This window comes from Rhizobium sp. NZLR11, from assembly GCF_019685115.1.
Taxonomy (GTDB): domain Bacteria; phylum Pseudomonadota; class Alphaproteobacteria; order Rhizobiales; family Rhizobiaceae; genus Rhizobium.
Genome location: NZ_JABDWD010000001.1, coordinates 775,800 through 789,844 on the forward strand (window position 1 = coordinate 775,800; position 14,045 = coordinate 789,844).

General features: G+C 59.1%; 13 protein-coding genes. 4 read left to right on the forward strand and 9 right to left on the reverse strand.

The features are described from left to right. The first annotated feature begins 356 nt into the window (after positions 1-356). A complete protein-coding gene (locus HJB83_RS03770) occupies positions 357-1,859 on the forward strand; it encodes a mechanosensitive ion channel family protein (RefSeq protein ID WP_221159509.1) in 1,503 nt (500 codons plus the stop codon). A gap of 1,231 nt (positions 1,860-3,090) precedes the next feature. Here the strand turns inward: HJB83_RS03770 and HJB83_RS03775 are convergent. The 4 genes from HJB83_RS03775 to HJB83_RS03790 all read right to left on the reverse strand — a co-directional run bounded on the left by HJB83_RS03775 (position 3,091) and on the right by HJB83_RS03790 (position 5,999). Next, the gene (locus HJB83_RS03775) at positions 3,091-3,600 is read right to left on the reverse strand and encodes a nuclear transport factor 2 family protein (protein WP_221159510.1); all 510 of its coding nucleotides are present in this window, start codon (positions 3,598-3,600) and stop codon (positions 3,091-3,093) included. Positions 3,601-3,719: 119 nt separating this feature from the next. Beyond that, positions 3,720-4,496 carry an SDR family NAD(P)-dependent oxidoreductase gene (locus tag HJB83_RS03780; RefSeq protein ID WP_221159511.1) on the reverse strand — a complete coding sequence of 259 codons (777 nt, stop codon included), beginning with the start codon at positions 4,494-4,496 and terminating at the stop codon, positions 3,720-3,722. A 119-nt stretch (positions 4,497-4,615) separates the two neighbouring features. Further along, positions 4,616-5,509 carry an NmrA family NAD(P)-binding protein gene (locus HJB83_RS03785; protein WP_221159512.1) on the reverse strand — a complete coding sequence of 298 codons (894 nt, stop codon included), beginning with the start codon at positions 5,507-5,509 and terminating at the stop codon, positions 4,616-4,618. Between the two features lie 64 nt (positions 5,510-5,573). Continuing rightward, a complete protein-coding gene (locus HJB83_RS03790; RefSeq protein WP_221159513.1) occupies positions 5,574-5,999 on the reverse strand; it encodes a MarR family winged helix-turn-helix transcriptional regulator in 426 nt (141 codons plus the stop codon). Between the two features lie 198 nt (positions 6,000-6,197). Here HJB83_RS03790 and HJB83_RS03795 point away from each other — a divergent pair, with 198 nt between their 5' ends. After that, positions 6,198-6,602, forward strand: coding sequence for a hypothetical protein (locus HJB83_RS03795; RefSeq protein WP_221159514.1), 405 nt, complete (start codon positions 6,198-6,200; stop codon positions 6,600-6,602). 74 nt (positions 6,603-6,676) lie between these two features. Here the strand turns inward: HJB83_RS03795 and HJB83_RS03800 are convergent, their stop codons facing one another. Together HJB83_RS03800 and HJB83_RS03805 are read right to left on the reverse strand one after the other, a co-directional pair. Further along, on the reverse strand, positions 6,677-7,648 hold the full coding sequence (locus HJB83_RS03800) for an alpha/beta fold hydrolase (protein WP_221159515.1): 972 nt from the start codon (positions 7,646-7,648) through the stop codon (positions 6,677-6,679). Positions 7,649-7,744: 96 nt separating this feature from the next. Beyond that, positions 7,745-8,431 (reverse strand): glutathione S-transferase family protein, encoded by a 687-nt coding sequence (locus HJB83_RS03805; protein WP_221159516.1) that lies wholly within the window; start codon positions 8,429-8,431, stop codon positions 7,745-7,747. A gap of 106 nt (positions 8,432-8,537) precedes the next feature. Between HJB83_RS03805 and HJB83_RS03810 the strand changes: the two genes are divergently transcribed. Next, entirely contained in the window at positions 8,538-9,110 is a 573-nt protein-coding gene (locus HJB83_RS03810; RefSeq protein ID WP_221159517.1) for a TetR/AcrR family transcriptional regulator, read from the forward strand. Positions 9,111-9,376: 266 nt separating this feature from the next. Here HJB83_RS03810 and HJB83_RS33950 read toward each other — a convergent pair whose 3' ends face one another. The 3 genes from HJB83_RS33950 to HJB83_RS03820 all read right to left on the reverse strand — a co-directional run bounded on the left by HJB83_RS33950 (position 9,377) and on the right by HJB83_RS03820 (position 12,920). Continuing rightward, positions 9,377-9,559, reverse strand: coding sequence for a hypothetical protein (locus tag HJB83_RS33950; RefSeq protein WP_259671267.1), 183 nt, complete (start codon positions 9,557-9,559; stop codon positions 9,377-9,379). A 451-nt stretch (positions 9,560-10,010) separates the two neighbouring features. After that, positions 10,011-11,162, reverse strand: a complete 1,152-nt coding sequence (locus HJB83_RS03815; protein WP_221159518.1) for a hypothetical protein — start codon at positions 11,160-11,162, stop codon at positions 10,011-10,013. A gap of 453 nt (positions 11,163-11,615) precedes the next feature. After that, complete coding sequence (locus HJB83_RS03820; protein WP_221159519.1) at positions 11,616-12,920, reverse strand: DUF6602 domain-containing protein; 1,305 nt, start codon at positions 12,918-12,920, stop codon at positions 11,616-11,618. 206 nt (positions 12,921-13,126) lie between these two features. Between HJB83_RS03820 and HJB83_RS03825 the strand changes: the two genes are divergently transcribed. Continuing rightward, entirely contained in the window at positions 13,127-13,939 is an 813-nt protein-coding gene (locus HJB83_RS03825; RefSeq protein WP_259671268.1) for a KAP family NTPase, read from the forward strand. Positions 13,940-14,045 lie beyond the last annotated feature (106 nt).

Here is a 14,045-nt window from a genome sequence, read left to right on the forward strand (position 1 = left end):
TTTTTCGTGCGCGGCCCTCGTCCCACTCATATGCCATGCTCAGTCCTCCGAGCGGGAATGAAGCATTCCGAGGGGTTTGAGTCGAGCCCAGAAAGAGTGGAGGACCGCGGTTCGTATCCCATCAAGGCGACCAGACGTTGTATGACCAGTTTCGGGTTCCTGTCCTGTCGGTACGAATGGATGTAGTGCTTGTCACGTCGGACGCGCGCTGCATGTGGCCAGCCTGCAAACACGCCCCGAAACCCGATAACAGATCAAGATGGAGATGTGGCTGAGGCTTTGGTAATGATCTCGTGCGGGGAGAGCCCGCCGTGGTCGATGCACTCGCTCGACTTCTGTATCGCACTAGGAATCCCATGACCGAAGAGGCAGCCCACATCAGTGCGACACTTTTATTGCTTGCGGCAGTGATCGTTCCATGGATCACCCGGCGGTGGCCACTCTGGGCGCGAGCCACGTGGCGTCTGGCCGTGTTTGCCATCCTAACATATTTGGTTTTCCTAACGATCGGCTCGCCGTTTGCGCCATCGTTTGACACGCAGCAGCCAGGCGAGCAAGTCTGGGAACAGCTCATTGAAATCGGCTGGTGGCTGATGGCAGCCCAATGCGCCATCGGTATTGCCCGTCTGCTGGTGGTCTTCGAGACCAAGCCACGTGAGTCCCGGATCGTCTCCGATCTGCTGGCCGGGCTCATTCATCTGCTGACACTGTTCGCGGTCATCAACTTCGTTTTCGCGGTACCGATCGGGGGACTGCTTGCCACATCCGGCGTCATCGCTATCGTGCTGGGCCTGGCACTTCAGAGCAGCCTCTCCGATGTCTTTTCGGGGATCGCCGTCGGCATAGAGCGGCCCTATAGTCCAGGTGACCTGGTTTGGGTCGAAGGGGGGATCGAGGGCCGGGTGATCCAAGTCAACTGGCGTTCCACACACATCGCCACGATGAACCGCGACGTGGCCATTGTGCCGAACAGCGTCATGGCGAAGGCGCGACTCGTCAATCACAGCATGCCAACGACCGTTCGTGGCGTCTCGATCACCGTCCGGCTTGCCGCCAACGAACGGCCGGATCGTTGCATGGCGGTGCTGACGGCAGCGGTCAAGACCTGCATGCTGATGTCCGATACGCCGGCACCAAGCGTGGCCCGCACCGAACTACAGGGCGATGGCGTCGCATATGATATCAGCTTCTCGATCCCAAGCGTCGAGGTGCTGGTTGCTGCCCGAACTGAGCTGCTCGGGCATGTCCAAAATCATTTGCGCCATGCGGGGATTGCCCTCGCCGTGCCGGGCGTGCCTATCCGGAAGCGCCCTGAAGTACCGACTGCTGCAACATTGCTGCAGGAATCGGACTGGTTCGGCGTGCTCACAGAGGCCGATCGAAATCTTTTGGCGGAGCATTTAATCGAGGTTTGGTTTGCAGCCGGTGATAAGTTGATGAAGCAGGGGGATGACCCGCGGATGCTGTTCATCCTCGCCTCGGGAACGGTCGATATTTCTAGCGATTCCCCGCCATCGAGCAGCGTTATCATCAGATTGGGACCGGGGAGCAGTTTGGGGGCGGTCGGCATGATTACAGGCACGCCCTATGCCGCTACTGCGACGGCGTTGACGTCGGTTTCCGCATATTGCCTAAACAGGAAAGGCGTCAGCGATGCCATGGAGGCCCGGCCGGAACTCATTACCAGCCTAGAAGTGTTGGCTCGTAGGGGGCAAGAGATGCAGCGCACGGACGTGGTTGCCTTGCAAAGCGATCACTTCGATGAGCCGGGAATGTTTCTGTCGAAGCTGCGCAGCTTCCTGCGCAAGATTTCGGAGAGCCCCGAAAATGAGGATCATCGGCGAAATTTCCGGCGCTAGCGGCCTTACACAACCGGCAAGCGGTGCCCTTTGCGTTCAGCGAATCCGGTGATGATCAGAGCCTCTTTGCCGACAAGCTCAACGACAGGTGCCGGGCGTATGGGCAGCAGTGTTCGTCGCGACGATCCGATCTACATGCGAGACCACATTTGTCACCTGCGTTCCGCATTCGGCAACGACGTTGAGCGAAAAACTGGTCTAGCCAAGAAGGCGCATTTGCTGAAGGATGCGGTAGACCGATGCAGAGTCCTCGTCTGCAAGGCTTCGCGGTGTAGCTTCGATCCTTCGCTAGAGATCCCCCCATTTGAAAAGTAGCTCCCGTGCGGTCATCGGTTTTCAATGTTACAAGGGCGGTACTTTCGACCGCTGGATTCGCAATGGCGCTGACCGCCTGTGGTTCTCGGCCTTCTGGGGCGGTCCTCGACCCTATCAGGCCGTCGCAAGCTTCAGCGCAGACCGTTCGCCTTATCGCTGCAACGAATCGAGCGGGATCGCCCGATGGAAGGAGTTACGATGGCAAGTGGACGAGCGCGCGCTCAGCGGAGCGCTACAGCCTCTCAGTTCCGATAAATCGAAATGGGACGGAAATCCACTACCCCATCGAGGGACGCGATCTGAAAGGTCGATACTTCCTACCGTTGACGGAGGCGCAAACGCTTGAGCACTGACGAAGCGTAGCCGGTATTGCTGGTTTCATTAGAGCAGATCAGCCTGATAAATCGGGTCATGATGGTTCGGGAGCAGATGCCCAGCGATTTCAACTGAGACGTTCCGCCGGGACGAGGCGGCGTAGCTTCCATCCGCTTTGGCGCTCGATTGCATCGGATCCACAGCCCTAAACGTTAGCAGAGCGGCGGCTACCGATGCAGAACTATTAACAAGCTACTTCAAAAGCGAAGCCGCCAATGGGAGCACGAGCGCTCTTCAGCAGAGATCAGCAGATAGGTGTGACCTCACACCCCGCGCGAACCTCTATGATTTTTCGATCGCCGCCGCCCATATCAGCGAGGTCGAGTCCATGCCCACGGGCCATACATCCTTCGTGACCGATCCAGCCGCACTCGTCGCCGCCATCGAGAAGGTCGGCGCTGGTACCTGCTGCTGCGGTGCATTCTGAACGGACATCAACACAGTCAATTCCGGTCGGGCCTCGCGCGCCCGGCCGGATTGTTCATGGGAGAGCCTCCTCCCACGTGCCCGAAGATCACTGGGTTTGAGAATCATGACGTTTCTAGAAATGAAACGCTTTGTCCTCGGAGACATTCTCGACCCGCTTGTAGCGGACGCGCCAGTCGCCGGTTTCCGTTCTGGTGAGCCGGTCCGTCACCATGGCGTAGGAGATCAGCTTCGGCAGATGCTCGTCATATTCCATGATCTCCATCGGCGCGGTCTTGAGCTTGCCGGCCTCGCTCGACGGTGCGATGCGGATGAGCAGGATGTAGTAAGTGACGAGAATGTCGTCGCCCGGTCCGGCGTCGATCACATGGTTGCAGTTGTGCCGTCGAACGCCATGAGTGATGGGCTCGTAGGCCTTCAGGAATGACGCCAATTCCTCCTTGCCGGCACTTCGGCCCAGCGGATGATCGACGATCACATCGTCCGAGAATGCGGCAAGCAGTTCCTCCGGTTGCCAGCGGTCGAACAGGAAATTGACCCGGTTCACGAAATCAATGGCCTCGAACCGGGTGTCGGCGTCGATGCGCGGCTTTGGTTGGGCGAGTGGCATGGCGCTGGTGCTCATGGAGCATTCCTTTCGCAGAGGTTGGGGGCAGCCCGTCGCCAGGCCGCTTCGGAGCATCAGGGACCTGGTATGATGTTCTCTGAAGGCCGCAGAAACGGCGGCTCCCTTTGGATGGAGTGCTAGACGAGCGAGTCCACCACGCCGCCGTCGACCCTCAGCGCCGCACCGGTCGTGGCGGATGCGAGGGGGGAGGCGACATACACCACCATGTTCGCGACTTCCTCGACCGTTGCCGGCCGCTGAAGGATGGAGGTCGGACGATGCGTCTTGACGAAGTCGATGCCGACTTGTTCGAACGACCGTTTGGCCGTGACATGCCCCTTGAGCATTTCGGCGGCGCCTTCGGACATGGTCGGGCCCGGCAGCACCGAGTTCACCGTCACGCCCGTGCCGGCCATACGCTTGGCGAGACCGCGCGCGACAGCGACGTCGGCGGTTTTGCTGACGCCGTAGTGGATCATCTCGGTGGGAATATTGAAGGCGGATTCCGAACCGAGGAAGATGAAGCGCCCCCACGACTTCGCAGCCATTTTCGGAAGGTAGGCGCGAGCCAGCCGCACGCCTGCCATGACGTTGATCTGCCAGTGGCGGTCCCAGATTGCATCGTCGGTCTCGAAGAAATCCAACGGCTGGAAAATGCCGAGGTTGCTGACGACGATGTCCGGCTCTGGTTCGGCCCGGATCATGGCGTCACATCCCTCGGCACTGGCGAGATCGAGCGCATGACCGCGCGCACGGCCGCCGAGGCGCGCCACCGCTGCATCGACCTTTTGCTGGGTGCGGCCGTTGATGATGACTGCTGCGCCCGCCTCATGGAGCCCACGGGCAATGGCAAATCCAATGCCTTCGGTGGATCCTGTGACGAGGGCGACTTTACCTGAAAGGTCGATGTTCAACTTGCTTCTCCTGGAAGTTGGCCGGGCGGCGCGTTCATCGCGCCGCCACGAGCGTCTTGGACGGGGCCGGTGCTCCGACCCAGTGATTGCGATGTTCCACCGGGCCGTACCGGAGCGGCTTACGCCGCCGCATCCAACGTATTGAAAGCGGCCCGGTGCGACGCGACGAAGTCCTGAACGGTCATCGGCGGCACGCCCGTCACTTCGGCGATGATCTTGTCGGCGCCCGAGAAAATGCCGTTCTGGTAATCGAGGGCGATCGCGCAGAAATGCTGGATCAGAAACTCCGGCAGGCCGAACTTTTCCAGGCGCTCGCGATAGGCGGGGATGGTCAGCGGCTGGTAGCTGATCTCGCGGCCGAGAACCTCGCTGATGGCTGCGGCGATGCCCGGCTGGTCGAGCTCGGTCGGCCCATGGAGCGTGTAGGTCTTGCCGATATGGGCGGTCGGATCGGCCAGCAGCGCTGCGATCAGGCGGGCCTGGTCCTCGGCCGCGATGGGAGCATGACGGCCAGCGCCATAGGGCAGATCGATGATGCTCTGTTCGACGATCGTCTTGCGCGCAAACGGGTAGAGCAGCCATTGCGAGAAGAAGGTTGGCCGCAGGTGGATGGTGGGAACGCCCGACCAATCGAAGATCCGCTCGGCGATCCAGTGGTCGCGCGCCGCATGGCTCTTGGAATCTTCGCGCGCGGAGATCTGCGACATGTTGATTACGGCCTTCAGCCCGGCGCGCCTGGCCGCATCGGCGAAATATGCGGTCGTCTGGATGATGCCGGGACGGACGGGATAGCAGAAATAGGCGGCGGTGGCGCCTGCAGCGGCGCGGATCACGTCGTCATGCTCGAAGAGGTCGCCAACCACGACCTCGGCGCCTTCGCTGCGAAGCGCGTCGGCCCGCTCGTCTTGCCTGTGGACCATGGCCCTGACGGCATGACCCTTTTCGAGCAGACGTTGGACGGTGTAGCGGCCAGTCTCACCGGTCGCGCCGGTAACGAGGAACTTGTCAGTCATTTCTATCTCCTTGTGGTTGGAGAGCAAAGTGTGCAGTTACACATTTTAAGCTAAAAAAAGAGAGCTACCCGCCGAGGTTCAGCTCCAGAATTTCATCGCGCATGCGCACGGCACGGTCCTGTCCGACCTCGCGCTCAAACGCGGCCTGGGCGTTTTCCCAGAGAGGAACGGCCTCCGCCACCTTTGCTACGCCCGAGGGGGAGAGCGTGACATCAAAGGCGCGGCCGCTATCGGCTCTCCCGGCGACAACCCATCCGGCCGCCTGCAGCGGCTTCAGCGCGCGGACCAGAGTGGTGCGCTCCATGCTCAGCATTTCAGCCAGACTGGTGATCTTGAGGCTCTGGTATGCTTCCAGCAGTGACAGGATGGAGAACTGCGAGACCGACAGTCCGACTGGCGCCAGGTGATTGTCGTAGAGACGGCTCAGATGCCGCGCGTTCTGGCGGGCGGCGAGGGCGTAACAGAGATGGGGACCAGTGGGTGTCGGCATGGGCTACATCTAAATGTGCAATTGCACAGTGTCAAGTCCGAACCTCGGCGTTCGACGGACAAAGTAGTAGGCTCGCCACATCCCGATTCCAAGGCTCATTGCTTTAAGTGCAATTACACACCATGTTCCGCAAGGTCGGTGTTGAGTTTGGATCGCGCTCACCCGCCACCCCAGAAATCACGCCTTCCGGAGAACGACATGACGGGCAGCAACGGAGAAAAACACCCATTCCTCGATGATCTTGCCGATGACGCCGAACTGAGAGGGACGGTCCTGCGCCGTCCGGTTTCGGGCCGTGACAATATCAAGCGCCTGGTCGAAGCGGTCGGCACGCTTTACGCCTCGCAGCAGCCCACCTTCTACGGTGGGATCGATCAGCGCCATTTCCTGCAATATCAGGCAACACTTCGCACCGGCCTCGATCTGGAAGCGGTGGGGGTCATCGAGCGCGACGAGACCGGGCTCGTGCAGCGGGTGACGATGACGTTTGCGCCTTTGGACGCCGCGGTGTCACTGTCGGCAGAACTGGGCGGCATCGTCGGGGAGGAGTTTGGTGACGATCTCTTTTACGACGCGTCGGTGAACGAGATCGCGGCGTCCTGATTGCCAGACCCACATTCGATCGTACGCAAAGGCCGGGGGCCGGGCTACGGCCGGCCCCCGGCCTTTGCACGCCATCAGCCGCGAAGGAACGCCAGCAGGTCGGCATTCAAGCGGTCCTTGTCGACGTGCAGCAGCCCATGCGAGCCGCCTTCATAGACAATGAGCTTGGCATGTGGAACGAGCCCCGCGGTCAACTTCGCGGAGATTTCCAGCGGCACGATCTGGTCGTCGCTGCCGTGGACCACCAGCGCGGGAACGGTGATCTTCTTCAGATCGTTGCGGAAATCGGTTTCCGAAAACGCCCCGAGCGCATGGTAGGCGGCAGGCAAGCCGGTTGCCTGTCCCTGGCGCCAGTAGCTCTCCCGCAAGCCTTCCGAGACATGCGCCCCCGGACGATTGAAGCTGTAGTACGGCATGGTGACGTCGAGATTCCACTGCGACCGGTTTGCCTGCACGGCGGCGCGGAACGTATCGAACAGCTCCTTGGGAGCACCGTGAGGATTGGTCTCGGTCTTCAGCAGGAAGGGTGTCACAGAAGAGACGAAGGCGACCTTGGCGACGCGGCTCTGACCATGACGCGCGACATAGCGTGCGACCTCGCCACCGCCCATCGAATGGCCGACGAAGGTTGCCACGCGCAGATCGAGCGCCTCGACCAGTTGCGCCAGATCGTCGGCGAAGATATCGTAGTCGTAACCGCTGGACGGCTGGCTCGACCGGCCAAAACCCCGACGGTCATGGGCGATGACGCGATAGCCGTTCTGCAACAGGAAGAACATCTGGTCTTCCCAGGCGTCGGACGAGAGCGGATAGCCGTGGCTGAACACCACGGCCGGACCGGTGCCCCAATCCTTGAAGTAGAGGCTGGTGCCGTCTTTCGTGACCAAGCGGTCGCCTGTGGGCTTCCCGGCATGGACTGACGCGGGTGTTTTTGCCGCAGCCGAGTTCGCGCTGACACCGGCCGCCGCCAGCCCGACGCCGGCGATGGCGGTCCCTTTCAGCAGGTTGCGCCGGGAAGTGCTGTCGGGTGTTGAGATCGTAGACATGAGGAAACTCCGTGAGAATTATGCCGCCTGTGCGGCGCGATTGGCGAATGTGGTTGGGCGTCGGTGCCGTGTTCGCACGGCTTTCGTGCGGGTGGATCAGAAGCCGAGCCTGCGCAGATCCTCCGCGACGAACATCTGGCCGCTGCGGTTTTTGACGCTCGGCAGTTCGGAGACTTTTGCGCGCCAGGACTTCAGCGCGGAATGATCTTCAGGGATGCCAATGCCGGCTGCGTCCGCGAACATCAGCCCGGCAAATACCGTGATGTCGGCCATCGAGAATGCATCGCCGGCGACGAACGAACGGTCCTGCAGCACCGTGTCGAAATACCTCATTCCGGCTAGCGCCTTATCGCGCTGGCGGTTGCCCCAGTCCTGACGGCCGGCCCATTCCGGGCTCTTGAACACTTGCAGCTCGGCGCCGAGGCCGGGCGTCGCATGATGGAAGTAGTTGCCGACCGCATCGAGCAGCTCGGTCTCGGCCCGCTTCTGCATCATGTGGATGACGGCCTTTTCCTTCGGCGTCTTGCCGGTGAGCCGCGGATCGCCATCGAGATTGTCGAGATACTCGGTGATGGCGGTGGCCTCACTGATGTAGGTGCCGTCCTCGAGCTCAAGGACCGGGAGCACGCCCGAAGGATTCTTTTCGAGGAAAGCCGGCTGTTTGTGCTCGGCGCCGATGAGATCGACGGAGACGAACTCGACCTGGGGTTCGAGCCCCTTTTCGGCGAGCACGATGCGGATGCGGGCCGGATTGGGAAAGCCGGGGCGATCAAAGATTTTCATGGTGACTCCTTTTGTCTGTCTATCGATAGATAGACTGCGCCTCCAGTTAGCTCTTCCCTTTTACGACGTCAACAACTATCTATCGAGTGATAGGCGAGAGTGGACGATGGCTAAAACCAAAACGGATATGCGCGAGGCGGTCATGGTCGCCGCAAGAGCGACGGTGCAGTCGCATGGCTACAATGCGCTCAGCTTTCGCGAGCTCGCGAAAGAGGTGGGGATCAAAAGTGCCAGCGTGCACTACCACTTCCCGACCAAGGGCGACCTTGGCGCAGCGTTGGCGCGTCGCTATACCGAGGAGGGGGCGGCCTATCTCGCTGATCTCGTGGCGACGTCCGAGGACGCGACCCGCAGCATAGACAAATATACCGAGATATTTCGCTCGGCTCTGGCAAACGACAATCGCATGTGTCTGTGCGGAATCATGAGCGCGGAACTTGACGACCTTCCCACGGAGGTTCGGACCGAGGTCGATAAATTCGCCGCTATGAACGTCGATTGGCTAGCCAAGGTGCTCTCGCGGGCCAGGCCTTCCGCAAGCGACCAGGGCCTCCAGGAACACGCGATGGCGATCTTCGCAGCCATCGAGGGGGCCCAGCTGGTCGCGCGCGGCTGCCGGGACATCGGCATCTACGACCGGACGATCCGAGCTTACCGAGCAACAGGTCTTATTCCGTGATTGGCCACTATGGAATATTCTGTCCGAGTTCCTAACACGCTGAAACGATCGGGCTCTCTGCCGAGAAAGACCCGTCTTGCAGCTGGGATTGGCGGACACATCCAACTTCTGCCGCCGTTACACTGCCCTATGGCAGCCGACCGTAGCGCGACGCTGCAGATCAAGTTTGCTGGCCAGCGGGGTATGTTTCGGTCGGATGCAATTGTTCAGATGCAGCCACTTGGACGCGCGGGCACCCCGCGACGGCGGCGGAGAAGACAGGTGCATCACTGAGTGTTTTTCAGATGGTATGCTGCCCGATCTGCCGAATCTCTATCGGAACGATGGAGGTTGATTATGCGAGCCGCATCCGCGATGCTTATCCCGTGCTTCTTTGCGAAGTAGGCTACGTCATAAGGGTCTGAAACCTTTTTACGTGTTTCCTGCACAATGAGATGATCTCGGTTCATTGCATCTCCTGGTAGCTGATCGATCCGTTGAGCAACGATGGCCGCTTCGTCGTTGTTTGGCGAGAGACAATCTCAGTTTGTGTCTTTTGATCGAAAGCTCTTGGGCAGGTGTTGCAGATGAGACTCAAGTAAACCGATATGGAACGCGCACCATCTGGCTGGCCGATATTGTTCTTACCAAGCGGACATTCTTGTCGATGTCAAAGTGCTACGGCCTTGGTTAGCTCAGAAGTTTCAATAATGAGGGTCGGTGGTTCGAATCTTATCAAGGCGCGCATAGGCGGCCCTTCGTATCGGCTCTCATTTGGACCCTCAATGCCTCAATGATCGCCGCGCGATTCTCACGGTCGCCTCAGCCGCACTGAACGTCGATAACGAGTCAGACTAGAACGCGATCAACCTACCTGCTCATCAAAATAGCTTTCTGCGCAGGAAGATTGGTCGCAATCGACTATGGTTGCTTATCGGGCGAGTGATCGTACTGAGCGTACGCATCTAGCATCATCTGCGTATACTCACTCGTGCTGGAGGTTAGCTCGCCCAGTCCAGGCCAGGCGAAAGGTATGGAGGACCACATCGATTCAAGTTCAACCTCGATACCCAGCTGGGCCGCCACAATCAAAGCCTGAACCGGCTCTTTGTCGTGCGGCCACAAGTCGTCCTCTAGCGATATCCAGACGTCATTCTCGTCATCGACACTGATCCGAGCTTGAAGCGCGCCGAGCCTCTCGCTGATGTTCGTGGCGTCATCAAGCAAAGCACTTCGGATGAGGAGAGTGATCTTCTCCTCATTCAGCTCGAGTTTGGGTCCGTCATCTACAACCCGGAAACGGGGCTTGTCCCCGTCCACGGTGCTGTCAGTTTTCACGGGCGGGAGAGATTTGCCCTCATCTTCACACCAGAAGGCCGTGTCGAAGATGTCGAGAGGAGATGCGCCACACCCGGGGCAATGCCAGAGGTTTTGAGCGATCTGAGTACCGGTAATCGTTCCGTTACAATGTAAGCAGAACCACACTCCCGAGTCTCGGCCCCACAGCGGGTGGCGAACCACCCCGTCGATGTCAGGTTTTGTGGACCGTCGGGGCCAATCGGTAGAGATCTCACCACCAACCTGGACCGCCCGATCTCTGACCAGGCTAAGCGCCTTCTGAAGAAATTTTGGATCAAAAACAGGGCATTTCCCATCATTTTCGGTAGATGTCTGGACGATCGGTGACGCGCCAGGGTTCCCCGGCACCGTGATACTCCACCCATCTCCGGCCATGATGACGTCGTGGAAAGCCACTTGAAGGCGGTATGCATGACCTCCAATCACGCCATGCTCGGCCTGTTCCAGAAGTGCGAAGCGGCGGGTCATCGCTTCGGGATCTCCGGTCTGAAAATCCGGCACCGGAAGAGCATGTGCCACGAAGGATTCAACGCTCGCCATCTGTTCGGAATTAGGCATCCAATCATTCTTGCTGACGGAAATCAGCTTTGTCCAATTGGCAAAACCCAATTTCACCGCAACCAAGTCAAGAGCTTGGTGTAGCGTAATCCTGTTGGCCCGCGCGTATCGTTTAGCAAGAAGCTTGAGGCTACTAAGTTTGTTCGCTTCGGTCATATCCATATCCTGAAATGATCCGACCATGTGCCCGCTAATGGCCAGACCATGCCTATTGGCACGGAGTGACACTTCAGAAATGAAACGCTGACATAGCTTTGCGTGGCGGGCACACCGGCCCGCGTGTAGGGCCAGGCTTTGTATGCCAGGCAGGGCGTTGTCGGTCAAGCGGATGCAAATTTGCCCACAGCGATTTCACACAGCACGCCGGCAACCGCGGAGCGGTGAGGACATCGTCGCCTTATTTTCAATACGTTAGTTTCAAGTGGCCGGCGGGCCGCGGGTTCGCATCCCTTCAAGAGCACCTCACCGAAAAGGCGCGGCGATGAGAATTCTCGCTCGTACCGATGCTTATGGCTCTTCCGCGGCCCGTGGTATCTCGCGCGGATCGCACAACAGGGTTGGCTTGAGACCCGAACCTGCGTCGCGGGGACGTAGATCCGGGACTTCGCATCAGGCGCCTACAGAGCCTTTGCGGTTCGCCATGTATTTGTCGAGCCAACGGGTTAATCGACCGGTGTTGTTGTCGGCCGCGACGAACCGGCCGTCGGGTAGCGCGACGACCTGACATTGCGAGGTCGTGAGTTGCAGCGTATATCCGTGGCGGGCGACAAGCGTTGTTCGGCAAAGTGCGTCGATAAATGCTTCCGGATCGTGCCCTTTGCCTCGAAGGAAATCCAGGAATTCCGGATCGGTTACACTTTGATCTTCGTTGCAGAGAATGGATATAACCACATTCTGATCAAGGTCGATCTCGACCGGTTCCCACTGATCGAAGTGTTCGCCTTTCAACTGGCGGGCGGAAAGGTTTTCTATGCGGTAGTTCCAACCCCATTGATCTGAGCCGGGTTCGCGAGGCTGTGGTCGTCCGTCGATGAGCGGCGCCAGTCTCTCGAGTTCGAGATCGTCGCCAAAGATTGCAGCGACAGGCTCCTTATAGGAGACCCTGGTCCAGATAAGTTCAAGTATCAGGAACGTCGGGTTGACGTGGGAACTCGCCATGATTGGCCAGAAACCGTCTTTGCCGACCGGAGCGGACCACGGATGACCGCTGAGTTTCAGCAGGCACACACCGTCGCCAACGATCAGGTTCGGCAAGGAGGGCGGGCCGAAACCCTTCTTGTTCAGGTTTCCTTCCAGAAAGGACAGAAATCCCTTCCGCAAGCCCCTTTCCGTAGAATACCCGCCATAGCCGAGGGCTATACGCAGGGGCGCGATCTGATCAGCCATAATGGTGTGCCAGATGAGGTGGTTCGCGCGGTTGTCCGCTCGCCATTCATTTCGTTCCGGGGCGACCAGCCCTGTGCATTCAGAATAAATTCGCCGAGACGCGCCCAGATCGAAGCTGCCCGCGAGGCCAGGTGTTTGTATCCACGAGCTGAATATGTCCGAGACGCCGAGGAGTTGGTCATGCGCGTCGGAGAGGTCGGACGCGAAAAGGTTCTTTTTGACCTCAATCACGACGAGGACGTCGCTCACATGCCACTGGAACAGACCATCGACGTAGGGGACAGGGATGCCTTCACCCTGCACGAGCATACAGTCGATCTGGCCGCTTGAGTTGCCATTGCCATCGATTATGAAGCCGCTGACGATTTTAAGATCGAGCTCTTTCGGAATTGCCCTTGCCAGGATGTCCTTCGTGAGACCCTCGTACATTGCGCCGATCGTTGGAGCGTGGCGGATGTCACTTTTGTGGAGCCGTTCCGCTTCGGCTTGCCGAAGTCCCTCCAGCATTTCACCGATAGACCTGATCATTGAACGTCCTCTTGCCCTGCCATGCCGCTTTGGTCAATTTAGTTATTATTAACCGTGAATCCAGTCACTTAGTCCTTTCAAAAATGACCGTGGCTGATCGCACTCTGTGGCAGAACCGCATTGTTTCATGGTGAGTTCGGACAGAAATCGGTTGGTACTGATGCAGCATACTCGCCTTTCGCCCGCAGCCCGTCCATTGTGGTTGAATGGACGCGAAAACTTTCAACGGCGATAGGCCGATCCAGTCACAAAATGAGGATCTGTTCGGCTTCGCGACACTTGCTGAACGCATTGCCGCATCTTTGACCTCGCAAGCCGCGAACAAAGGGTTTGTTTTTGGCCTCGAAGGCAAATGGGGATCCGGCAAATCCAGTCTGCTTGCGCTAACTTTGGCGCGGCTACGGGAAATGAACCCGGCAAAAGTCGCAGCCATCGAATTCAGACCTTGGCTTATTGGTGATCGCGATCAACTGCTGACAGCGCTATTCGACGATTTTGCCAAAGCGATCGCCGAGCTACAGAGCGCCCGCGGCGAGACAGGCGAGGCGACCAAGCGAGCGGCTGGCGACGTCGTTGAGCAGGTGCGGAGCTTTGCGCGGCATCTAGGACCAATCGGAAAGCTCGCGGGTGTCGCCGGATTGTTCGTTCCTGGAGCGTCTGCCGCCGGCGACATGCTGGAGAAGATTGCTGCGGCCGCATCCGAACAGACGGACGGACCGTCGCTTGTTGCCCAAAAAGACAGATTGGCTTCTGCCCTGCTCGATCTCGATTGCCGGATTGTGGTTGCGATCGACGATGTCGACCGCCTCGAACCGGGAGAGGTTGCCGAGCTTTTACGGCTTGTCCGCTCCGTCGCGGATTTTCCGAACGTCTCCTATCTGCTTTGTTACGATGGGCTCACGCTTGCGCATGCCATAGAAAGCGGCACGGGCGTTTCCAGCGGGACAGCCTATCTGGAGAAAATAGTCCAGACCGAGGTGGCGGTACCGCGACCGGAAGGTTCTGTCGCAAATTTTTAGCAAGGTCGCAGAACCAGCTGACGCTGGACACACCTACGCAGCGAGTGAAGCGAATTGCTGAAATGGCGATTGGCCACTGGGTGAAAATTGGCCCTTGCGGATCATG